The sequence below is a fragment of the Microbacterium sp. B35-04 genome (assembly GCF_010634885.1).
Classification (GTDB): domain Bacteria; phylum Actinomycetota; class Actinomycetes; order Actinomycetales; family Microbacteriaceae; genus Microbacterium.
Genome location: NZ_MWLP01000036.1, coordinates 20,225 through 29,663 on the forward strand (window position 1 = coordinate 20,225; position 9,439 = coordinate 29,663).

The window sequence follows — 9,439 nt, forward strand, 5'->3', positions numbered from 1 at the left end:
CCCGGGGTCTACGTCGAAGCAGCCCGGCGAGGCGCGGGCGGCGGGGGCACTTCCTTCGCCGCGATGATCGCGCCGCGCGGGATGCGCTCGACGCCGCGCTTGCCGTCGACGACGACGGTCTCGGCATCCGTACTCAGCAGCTCCCCGAGCGCATCCGTCGCCTGTCCGGTCGGCAGCAGGTACCGCACGACCACCCGGTGACCCGGTTCGGGCAGGTTCACCATGCGCCGGGGGCGTAGTCCTTGAGGAACACGCCGAACAGGTCTTCGCCTGCCTCGCCGCGCACGATCGGGTCGTAGACGCGTGCGGCGCCGTCGACGAGGTCGAGCGGGGCGTGGAAGCCCTCCTCGGCGAGGCGCACCTTGGTCGGGTGCGGGCGCTCGTCGGTGATCCAACCGGTGTCGACGCTCGTCATCAGGATGCGATCGGTCTCGAACAGCTCGCGCGCGCTGGTGCGCGTGAGCATGTTCACGGCGGCCTTGGCCATGTTGGTGTGCGGATGCCCCGGACCCTTGTACCCGCGATTGAAGACGCCCTCCATCGCGCTCACGTTCACGATGTACGTGCGACGGGCGCTGCTCGCGGCCATGGACGGTCGCAGCTTCGAGACGAGCAGGAACGGCGCCGTCGTGTTGGCCAGCTGCACCTCGAGCATCTCCAGTGGGTCGACCTCGTCGACGCTCTGCACCCACGAATTGGAGTGGTCGAGGTCGGGGAGGAGGCCGCCGGCGTCGATCGCCGTGCCCGCCGCGAGGCGCTCGAGCGAGCTGGACCCGGCGGTCATGGCTTGCTCGGTGAGCTCGTCGGCTCGGGCGGCCGCCGCGGCGAGGATCGGGTGGGCGGTCACCGAGCGCTCCAGCGCCTGCGGATGGCGGTCGCTGGTGTGACCGAACGTCACGAGCTCGGGCAGCGGCCCGTCGGGCAGCGGCGCCAGCTCGGCGTCGACGAGCGGCTGGTACGCGCCGGGGGAGCGGCGCACGGTCTGGGTGGCGTTGTTGATGAGGATGTCGAGCGGGCCGGCGGCCGCGACATCCTCCGCCAATCCGATCACCTGTGCGGGATCACGCAGGTCTATGCCGACGACCTTGAGGCGGTCGATCCACGCCGGAGCGTCCGGCAGGCTGCTGAAGCGGCGCACGGCGTCGCGTGGGAACCGGGTGGTGATCGTCGTGTGGGCCCCGTCGCGCAGCAGACGCAGTGCGATGTACATGCCGATCTTGGCGCGACCGCCGGTGAGCAGCGCGCGCTTGCCAGTGAGGTCGGTGCGGGCCTCGCGCTTGGCGTGGCTCATCGCCGCGCAGGTGGGGCACAGCTGGTGGTAGAAGGCATCGACGACGGTGTACGGCTGCTTGCAGATGTAGCAACCGCGCGCCTTGATCAAAGTGCCCGCGGTGGGCGCCGTCGTCGCGGTGGAGATCGGGATGCCGCGCGTCTCGTCGTCGATCCGGTCAGGCGCGCCGGTGGCCGTGGCCGCGACGACAGCGCGGTCCGCCTCGGCGATGGCCTCGCGAATCTCCCGACGGCGAACCTTCTTCACGGCCTTGAACATGGCAGCGGTCGCGCGCCGGACGGCCACGAAATCGGGGTGAGTCTCGTCGAGCCCCGCCATGTTGTCGAGCACGCGCAGAGTGGTCGCGAGGTCGTCCGCGTCGATGCCGCTCGGCGGCAGGTCGGAGGGGGTGGGGGAATCGGGAAGCACACGTGATTCTACGCCGAGCGGAATGCGCGGCACCTGTTAGCGTGCCATCGTGACCACCTCGGACGGCGCCCCGGCCCGCAGTCGCAGCATCCATGTCTCTGCTGCGGTCATCGTGAACGAGCGTGGCCAGCTGCTGCTCGTGCGCAAGGCCGGCACGACGGCGTTCATGCAGCCGGGCGGCAAGCCCGAACCGGGGGAGTCACCGAGCCAGACGCTGAGCCGGGAGCTGCTCGAGGAGCTGGGCCTCTCGGTCGATGCCGAGGAGCTGCGTCCCCTCGGCTCGTACACCGCCGCCGCGGCGAACGAGCCGGGGTTCCTCGTGGTGGCAGACGTGTTCGAGACCGACATCGGCTCGCAGCAGCCGGTGATCGGGGCAGAGATCGAAGAGCTGCGGTGGATCACGCGGGCGGACGCCGAGCATCTCGAGGTCGCCCCGCTCGCGCGCGAGAACTTCCTGCCGCGCTGAGCCGCGCTACGCCCGGTCGGGTCAGGCGGCGGTCTGCGTGTGGATGTCGGTCTCGAAGCTCGTCGCGTTGAGGTCGAGGTAGATCCGCCGCTCCGTGATCGAGACGGTCATGGTATTCCGGCGAGCCAGTACGGCCGTGGCCGCGTCGACGAAGCCGGGGTCGAAGCTGTTCAGCAGGATCTCGTCGCCGCGGTGGATCCGCTTCCCGGCCCATGGCGCCGCGACCTTTCCCGGATCCCGGTGCGTGTAGACCCGGGTGCGCTCGGCCTGCATGCTTCCGGTGTGCAGCCGCGCGGCATCCGGAGCCCCCACCTCGATCCAGGCGACCAATGCGCCCGTCATGTCGCGCACGAGAACGGCCGGCTCGTCGGTCGCCGAGACGCCCTCGCTGAAGGCGATGCCCTCCTCGTACTCGAGGCAGTAGGCGAGCACCCGGGTGAGCATGAAGGCGTCGGTCTCGGACGGATGCTGCGCCACGCGCACCGACAGATCCTCATAGACGCCCCGATCGACGTCGGCCAGCTGGATGTCGAAGGTGTACATCGTCACGCCGATTGCCATAGCGTTCGAGCCTACGCGGTCCGCGCGCGGTTCCTTGCCCTCTGCTCGGTCGCCCACCACCGGCGGACGTTACGCCACCGGTGTTACAGTCGGCGGATGCCGGACTGGGCGATCGCCGTACTGTCGGCGCTCGCCGGCCTCCTGGTGCTGTGGTCGGCGCTGCTCCTGATCCTGTGGGTGCAGGCCCGTCGCGCCGGGCGCGACGTCGACTGGCGTCAGATCATGTGGCTCGTCGCCGATGTCGTGGTGCTGCTGCGCCGACTGGTCGCCGATCCCGAGGTTCCACGGGGCACGCGATGGTGGCTGGGTGGCCTGCTCGTGTACCTGCTGCTGCCGATCGACCTCGTGCCCGACTTCATCCCGGTGCTCGGTTATGCCGACGACGCCATCATCGTCGCGATCGCGCTGCGCTACACGATCCGCACGGCCGGGCGGCCGGCGATCGAGCGGCATTGGCCTGGCGCACCTGAGGGCCTCGAGAGCCTGCTCACGCTCGCGGGCGTGCGGTGAGCCACGAGACAGCGCCGCGCGGCTTGATCGCCCCGGCGCCCGCAGGTCGTGTCAGCTCTTCGGCCACTCGATCAGCAGCAGGCCCTGCTTCGTATCGGCCACCGTCACCTGCCCGTTCGCGAAGAAGTACGTCATGCCGTAGCCCTCGGCATCCGTCGCGATCGCCGTGTCGGCGCTCTCGGTGATGTAGACACCCTCAGGCGCCTCTTCGGGCACCCAGCCCTGGGCGATGAGTTCCTCCTGGGCGTCGGTGGCCTCGTCTTCCGAGAGCGCCGCCCAGCCGAACATCTGCCCGTGGTCACCGGCAGGACCCTCGAAGTCGGCCCACATGCACTGGAGGCCGTCCTCGATCTCGGTGCTGCCGATGTAGAGGGGTGACGCCTGCGAGGTCCAGCCGAGGCTCTCGAAGTTCGCGACCACCGATTCGCCGATGATCGTCTCGCACGTCGGGTCTTCGGCGGCGGCGGGCTCAGGGTCGGGGGTCGCCGAGGGCTCGGGGGCGGCCGTCGTCGGCGTCGCCGCGTTGCCCGTCTCTTCTGGGGCGGCCTCAGGGGTGCCGGCGCACGCCGACAGGAGAACCGTGAACAGGACGAGGGCGGCAGCGGCGCCGAGGATGCGAGGGGCGGGCATCGGGAGTCTCCGTGGGGGATGGGAGGCGGTCGGGGGGAGGTGGGTGGAGCGGAGCGAAGGTCAGGAGGAGTGGAGCAGGTCGAGATACGCGTCGTGGAGCACGCGGTTCGTCGCCAGTGAGGAGCCCTCCGACAGCGAGTCGCGGCCGTCGAACGACGTGAATCTGCCGCCCGCCTCGGTCACGATGGGCGCGAGCGCGGCGATGTCGTACTCCTTGACGCCGAACTCGGCGACGAATTCGAGGCGCCCCTCGGCCAGCAGCATGTACGGCCAGGCGTCGCCGTAGCCGCGGTCGCGCCACACCGACGACGTCAGGCGCTCGAGGGCGTCGAGCTTGCCGGCATCCCGCCACTGCCCGATGCTCTGGAAGCTCACGCTGGAGTCGGCGATCGCGTCCACGGTCGACACGCGGAGGCGTCGCGTCTCACCCGAGGGTGTGTTGGTCCAGGCGCCGAGGCCCGTGGCGGCCCACCAGCGCCGGCCGATCGCAGGCTGGCTGGCCACGCCGACGCGGGGCACGCCATCGATCGCGAGGGCGATGAGGGTCGTCCACATCGGGATGCCCTTGAGGTAGTTCGCCGTACCGTCGATCGGGTCGATGATCCACTGCCGGTTCGAATCGCCCGTGACGCCGTACTCCTCGCCGAAGATGCCGTCGGCGGGACGCTCGGTCTCGAGCACCGCGCGCAGAGCGCGCTCCGTGGCAAGATCGGCCTCGGTCACGTGAGTGCTGTCGGCCTTCACCTGGATGTCGAGATCCGCCGCATCGAAGCGGGACATGGATGCCGCATCCGCCGCGTCGGCGAGGCGCAGAGCGAGTTCGAGATCGCCGTGAAGGTCTCCCTCGAACGGCGTGTCGAACGTCGCTGCGGGGAGAGGGGTGGTCACACGATCCAGGATAGCGGCGGCGCTCCCGTCTCGATTTCACGAGACGCGATCGTGATGCTAATGTTGGTCCTCGGTTCGCCTCGTTGTGAACTGCGCACCTCTAGCTCAATCGGCAGAGCAACTGACTCTTAATCAGTGGGTTCTGGGTTCAAGTCCCAGGGGGTGCACCGATGAGAAACCCCCGGTCAGCGCTGGCAAGTGCGGCCGGGGGTTTCGTCGTAGGCGGTGACTCGCATGCCCCTCACCAGCTCATCGCCAACTGAGCCCGGAGATTCAGGGCGTCACGCGGTTGTGACGCCCCCTATCCACGGCGGTTAGTGGCGACTGGCGGGTCGCGCTCCACGCGAGCCATTTCGAGTCGGGCTCAGTCAGGTGGTGGAGGGTGGACGAAAACGTCCACGGTGTCCTTGCGGAGGTGGAGGCTGATGACGCTGCGGTCCGCGAGCCAATCACCGAAGCCGTCGGCCGCCTCCGCCACCACCCTCATATGGACGGCGAGCTCGATCCCGGGAGGTAGGCACTGAAACTCGAATCGACCGCCGCCACGGTCCCAGGCGATGAGGCAGATGTCGCCCACGCCGTTCTCGACGGACCAGACCTCTATGTCGCGGTAACGCTCGAAGTGGTGCAGTGTGGACATGTCCGGGTCGCCTACGTTGGCAGTCAGCGCTTGGACATCACTGCTCTCCGGGCCGGCCGCGGTCGCTTGCAGCGACGCCTCCGGGTGCGGTGAGAGGAGCCAGACAGCGGCGTAGATGAGGATCGCGACGACCACGATCGACCCGACCATGAACGATGCGCGGCTTCGCGTGAGCGTCGCACGCTGCCTCAGCGACCGCCCGGAGCCCATGTCCGAGGTCGCCGGGATCATCGGCTCCGCCCTCTGCGCCGTTGGGCTGACCGCGGTGTCTTCGAGGGCGGGAGCGGACGTCGGTGCAGCATCAGCCGTGCGGTGGTCGACAGAAGCGGTGGCGCCGACGGGGGGCCCCGCGGCGACATTGGCCGCTTCGAGTTCGATCAACCTCGCCACGGCGAAAGCGTCGGCCTCGATGTCGGCTTCAGGACCATACGCCCGTGCGCGCAGGTCGTTCAGCTCGCGCTCGACGCCATCAGCTGCAATGTCAGCATCCGGTCCGTATCCGCGTTGCCGCGAGCGCTCGAACTGATCCGATTCCTCGCGCCCGGCCGACCCCCGAGGGGCGTCCATGCTCTCATTATCCGCGTGACCGTGGCACGACGATAGGGACCGAGAGAGCCAAGGCCGAATCGAGATCGCTGCCACCCGACAGCGCCGGCGCCGGCCTCAGGCGGCGTCGCCGACGAGCACGGCTGCGGCCTCGTCGGCGGCATCCGCTTCGCGCTCGTCGATGCGGGCGAGTGCGCGGCGGCCGAAGAGGATCGTCGCGGTGGCGATGACGACGGATGCCGCGGCGAACACGTACGGCACGGTCGGTCCGTAGAGGTGCCACAGTAGAGCGGCGATCGGAGGAGCGGCCGCGCCGCCCAGGAACCGCACCGCGGAATACGACGACGACGCCACCGAGCGGGAGAGGTCGGTGGCTTCCATGACGGATTCGGTCAGCACGGTGTTCATGACGCCGAGCAGCAGTCCGCCGACGATGATGCAGACGACGAGTGCGGTGGCATCCTCGACGACGATGCCCGCGGCGACGAGGTCGATGGCGAGCAGCGGGAGGGTGATCAGCATGACGGTCGTGCGCGCCAGGTAGCGCATCATCAGCGGCGCCACCCATACGCTCGTGATGGCGAGGGCGACCCCCCAGCCGAAGAATGTGAAGCCGATGCCCATCGCGCCGAATCCGAGCGGGAACGGCGAGAACGCCAGCAGCACGAAGAAGCCGATGTTGTAGAACAGCGCGGTGACGGCCAGCACGGCGAGCGACGGGATCCGAAGCGCCTTGAGAGGCGCTGACAGTGGTACGGGCGCGGGCTTCTCGCTCGGCCCGCGCAGGAGCACGAGCACCGCGAGGAACGCGATCGCCATGAGCACGACGACGCCGAAGAACGGGCCCCGCCAGCTCACCCCGCCGAGAAGCCCGCCGAGAAGGGGACCGATCGCGATGCCCAGGCCGAGAGCCGCCTCGTACAGGACGATGGCGGCGCCGCTCCCACCGGATGCCGCGCCGACGATGGTCGCCAGCGCCGTCGAGATGAACAGCGCATTGCCGAGGCCCCACCCGGCGCGGAAGCCGATGATCGCGTCGACGCTGCCGCTGAGCGCGCACAGCAGCGCGAACACGACAATGAGAGCAAGTCCGATGAGCAGGGTCGCCTTCGCGCCGATGCGGCTCGAGATCCAGCTGGTGACGAGCATCGCGAGGCCGGTGACGAGCAGATAGCTCGTGAACAGCAGTTCGGTCTGCACCGGGCTCGCCTGCAGCGACTCGGCGATCGCCGGGAGGATCGGGTCGACGAGACCGATGCCCATGAAAGCGACGACGCAGGCGAACGCGACCGCCCACACCTGCGCCGGCTGGCGCCATACCGAGGCCGTGCTGTGGCCGTGCGCGCTCATCGTGTGGCCTCGGCTGTCGCGGTGGCGTCGCTGCGGGTGCGATCGAGCTTGCGGGTGAGGACGGCAGCCGTCGTGCGCAGTGCTTCCCATTCCTCGGGCTCGAGGTCGTGGAAGTGCGGCGCGAGGGCGGCGGTCAGCTGCAGCATCCAGGTCTGGAGTGCCTCGAGGCCCAGTGGGGTCACCTCGACGACCGTCGCACGTGAGTCCCCGGCATCCGTCGTCTTGGCCACCAGGCCGTGGTCGGCCATCTGGCCGACCAGACGCGTCATGCCCGGCTGCGTGACGCGGCTGAGGCGGGCGAGTTCACCGATCCGCAGTGACCCGTTCTCGCGCAGGATCGTGAGCGTGCGCCACTGTGCGGCGGGGGCGTCGTTGGCGGTCTCGAGCGCCGCGAGCCGGGTGAGTGCGTGCGCGGCGACGATGAGAGTCTCGATGTCTCGGTCGTGGGTCATTCGATAAGCATACCGCTGGTATATATCGCAGGTATGCAATCGCGCATCGTCCCGATTGGGTAACGACACTGTGAGGGCCGGCTTCTCGACTTGCGTGGAGGTCGATGGTTCCTTAGATTGCAAGAACCTGAATCGGATCTCATGTTTGAGACGAAGCGCCGATTTGGGGCACCAGATCCTTCCAATGGGGAAAGGCACGCACATGCGGGTTACGAAGAAGTTGCTCCTGGGCTCCGTGGTCGTCACGGCAGCGCTGGCCCTGGCGGCATGCGCGCCGTCGGCCGAGCCGAGCAGTGAGGCCACCGACGGCGGCGGGCCCGAAGAGGTGACCGTCGGCATCGTCACGAGCGAGTCCGGTCCGCTCGCCGGCTACGGCAAGCAGTACCTCGATGGCTTCGAGGCCGGGCTCGACTACGCCACCGACGGCACAGGCGAGATCGACGGCACGACCATCACCATCGAGAACCGGGACGACGCGGGCGACCCCGACAAGGCGGTCACTGCTGTCAAGGAGCTCATCGGCGAAGGCGTGAACATCATCGCCGGAACGGCATCGTCGGGCGTCGCGCTCGCCGTCGCCGAGCAGGCCGAACAGAACAAGGTGCTCTACATCTCGGGTCCGGCGGCCGCCGACGCCGTCACCGGCATCAACGACTACACGTTCCGCTCCGGGCGCCAGAGCGCGCAGGACGTCGCCACCGCGGGAACCTTCCTCGAGGACATCGAGGGCAAGACCGTGACGGTGTTCGCGCAGGACAACGCCTTCGGCCAGGGCAACGTCGCGGCAGTCGACGCCATCCTCGGCGGCCAGGGCGCCACCGTCAACTCCGTGCTCGTCGCCGAAGACGCCACCGAGTTCACGCCGTTCGCGCAGCAGGTGCTCGCCGGCAGCCCCGACCTCGTCTTCGTGGCGTGGGCCGGCGCCACCTCGGGTGCGATGTGGCAGGCGATGAGCCAGCAGGGCGTGCTCGACGAGATTCCGGTCGTCACCGGGCTCGGCGACTCCGCGACGTTCGGCGCCTACGGCGAGGCATCCGAGAAGATCAACTTCCTCAACCACTACTTCCCGGGCGCGCCCGACAACGACGTGAACACCGCGATGGTCGAGGCGATCGAGGAGACCGGCGGCACCCCTGACCTGTTCAGCCCCGACGGGTTCAACGCGGCCATCATGATCGTCCAGGCCGTCAAGGCGGGCCAAGGCGACGTCGACGCCATGGTCTCGGCGCTCGAAGGCTTCGAGTTCGAGGGGCCGAAGGGCGCCATGACGGTCCGCGCGAGCGACCACGCCCTCATCCAGGAGATGTACCAGACGAAGCTCGTCGCGCAGGACGGCACGTTCGTGCCCGAGCTCGTCGACACGGTTGCGGCGGACGACGTCGCGCCGGCCGAAGTCGAGTAGCACCGGCCGTCCCGCGCAGCGACGGGTGATCGAGCGCAGCGAGACGACACGGCGCGCGACAGCGCGTTCCGTCCGCTCGCTGCGCTCGGCACCCGACCATCAGGCACTACGAGAGGCACTCAGCCCATGAGCACGTCCGTCCCGTCCGCGCCCGCCGCGGATGCCGCCCGCCGCGGCTCGCCGCTGCGCATCGAGGGTCTCGGCCTGCAGATCGGCGGCGCGACGATCCTCAAAGAGGTCGAACTCGACATCGCCGCCGGATCACTGGTGGGCGTCATCGGCCCGAACGGCGCCG

The 9,439-nt window shown here is 69.1% G+C and carries 11 protein-coding genes and 1 tRNA gene; 4 read left to right on the top strand and 8 right to left on the bottom strand.

All coding sequences use genetic code 11. The features are described 5' to 3' along the window. Positions 1-8 precede the first annotated feature (8 nt). Positions 9-224 (bottom strand): hypothetical protein, encoded by a 216-nt coding sequence (locus tag B1729_RS10125; RefSeq protein ID WP_163617435.1) that lies wholly within the window; start codon positions 222-224, stop codon positions 9-11. Then, a complete protein-coding gene (locus tag B1729_RS10130) occupies positions 218-1,699 on the bottom strand; it encodes an SDR family oxidoreductase (RefSeq protein WP_163632545.1) in 1,482 nt (493 codons plus the stop codon). Before B1729_RS10130 ends, B1729_RS10125 begins: the two co-directional genes overlap by 7 nt. Positions 1,700-1,748: 49 nt before the next feature. Between B1729_RS10130 and B1729_RS10135 the strand changes: the two genes are divergently transcribed. Continuing rightward, a complete protein-coding gene (locus B1729_RS10135) occupies positions 1,749-2,165 on the top strand; it encodes an NUDIX domain-containing protein (RefSeq protein ID WP_163632547.1) in 417 nt (138 codons plus the stop codon). A 21-nt stretch (positions 2,166-2,186) separates the two neighbouring features. Here the strand turns inward: B1729_RS10135 and B1729_RS10140 are convergent, their stop codons facing one another. Continuing rightward, a complete protein-coding gene (locus tag B1729_RS10140; protein ID WP_163617432.1) occupies positions 2,187-2,726 on the bottom strand; it encodes a YaeQ family protein in 540 nt (179 codons plus the stop codon). Between the two features lie 96 nt (positions 2,727-2,822). Between B1729_RS10140 and B1729_RS10145 the strand changes: the two genes are divergently transcribed. Beyond that, the gene (locus B1729_RS10145) at positions 2,823-3,236 is read left to right on the top strand and encodes a DUF1232 domain-containing protein (protein ID WP_163617431.1); all 414 of its coding nucleotides are present in this window, start codon (positions 2,823-2,825) and stop codon (positions 3,234-3,236) included. Between the two features lie 51 nt (positions 3,237-3,287). Here the strand turns inward: B1729_RS10145 and B1729_RS10150 are convergent, their stop codons facing one another. After that, a complete protein-coding gene (locus B1729_RS10150; protein WP_163617430.1) occupies positions 3,288-3,866 on the bottom strand; it encodes a hypothetical protein in 579 nt (192 codons plus the stop codon). 60 nt (positions 3,867-3,926) lie between these two features. Continuing rightward, positions 3,927-4,754 carry an inositol monophosphatase family protein gene (locus B1729_RS10155; RefSeq protein ID WP_163617429.1) on the bottom strand — a complete coding sequence of 276 codons (828 nt, stop codon included), beginning with the start codon at positions 4,752-4,754 and terminating at the stop codon, positions 3,927-3,929. A 94-nt stretch (positions 4,755-4,848) separates the two neighbouring features. Here B1729_RS10155 and B1729_RS10160 point away from each other — a divergent pair. Continuing rightward, a tRNA-Lys gene (locus B1729_RS10160) sits at positions 4,849-4,921 on the top strand. Positions 4,922-5,118: 197 nt separating this feature from the next. Here B1729_RS10160 and B1729_RS10165 read toward each other — a convergent pair. Genes B1729_RS10165 through B1729_RS10175 form a run of 3 tightly spaced genes read right to left on the bottom strand, consistent with a single transcriptional unit; the run spans position 5,119 to position 7,742 of the window. Next, positions 5,119-6,036, bottom strand: coding sequence for a hypothetical protein (locus B1729_RS10165; RefSeq protein ID WP_163632549.1), 918 nt, complete (start codon positions 6,034-6,036; stop codon positions 5,119-5,121). Positions 6,037-6,057: 21 nt separating this feature from the next. Continuing rightward, positions 6,058-7,290, bottom strand: a complete 1,233-nt coding sequence (locus tag B1729_RS10170; RefSeq protein ID WP_163632551.1) for an MFS transporter — start codon at positions 7,288-7,290, stop codon at positions 6,058-6,060. Continuing rightward, complete coding sequence (locus B1729_RS10175) at positions 7,287-7,742, bottom strand: MarR family transcriptional regulator (RefSeq protein WP_163617426.1); 456 nt, start codon at positions 7,740-7,742, stop codon at positions 7,287-7,289. The genes B1729_RS10170 and B1729_RS10175 overlap by 4 nt, the downstream gene beginning before the upstream one ends. A gap of 202 nt (positions 7,743-7,944) precedes the next feature. Between B1729_RS10175 and B1729_RS10180 the strand changes: the two genes are divergently transcribed. Next, positions 7,945-9,144, top strand: a complete 1,200-nt coding sequence (locus B1729_RS10180) for a substrate-binding domain-containing protein (RefSeq protein ID WP_163632553.1) — start codon at positions 7,945-7,947, stop codon at positions 9,142-9,144. The last annotated feature ends 295 nt before the right edge of the window (positions 9,145-9,439 follow it).